The sequence below is a fragment of the Caballeronia arationis genome (assembly GCF_001544975.2).
GTDB classification, from domain to species: Bacteria; Pseudomonadota; Gammaproteobacteria; order Burkholderiales; family Burkholderiaceae; genus Caballeronia; species Caballeronia arationis.
The window spans coordinates 1-500 of the sequence record NZ_FCOG02000629.1 but is presented as its reverse complement, the minus strand read 5'-3'; the positions used below and the strand labels follow the sequence as shown (position 1 = coordinate 500).

Genomic DNA, 500 nt, shown 5'->3' with positions numbered 1-500 from the left:
CCGCCAGTTGATTGCCTGCCTGCGCCACGGCCACAACAACCGCATGTCGCGCACGCGCGGCACAGACCGACGCGGGCAGATTCCCGACATGGTGAGTATTCACGTACGCCCGCCCGAAATCGAGGACCGCCTGCTGCCTGGCCACTGGGAAGGCGACTTCATCAAAGGCGCTGGGAACCAATCCTCCGTTGGCGTGCTGGTTGAACGCACCAGCCGGCTGGTGCTGCTTGCCAAGATGGACGATGCTACCGCCGCCTCAGCTCTGGCGGGCTTCCGATACCGGATGGTGACGTCGTGCTCGCCATAGACTGGGCTGGGGGCTGATTGTGAGGCCTGGGGATCAGCCAGCAGCGATTTGAGTTTGATCTTGTCACCGTAAAGCCTGGGGCGGCCGCGTTTGCGCGGTCCTTGCTGCACGTACGGGGCATAGGCGACTGCATTGGACTTCACGCGTGTGACCAGGTGGTTGTCCTGATCGCGCAGACCTTTGACGATCTTGC

At 62.8% G+C, this 500-nt stretch carries 1 pseudogene; it reads left to right on the top strand.

Annotated features, from left to right (window positions below):
* Window positions 1–274: pseudogene (locus AWB81_RS44195) on the top strand (IS30 family transposase); the annotation flags it as partial.
* Window positions 275–500 lie beyond the last annotated feature (226 nt).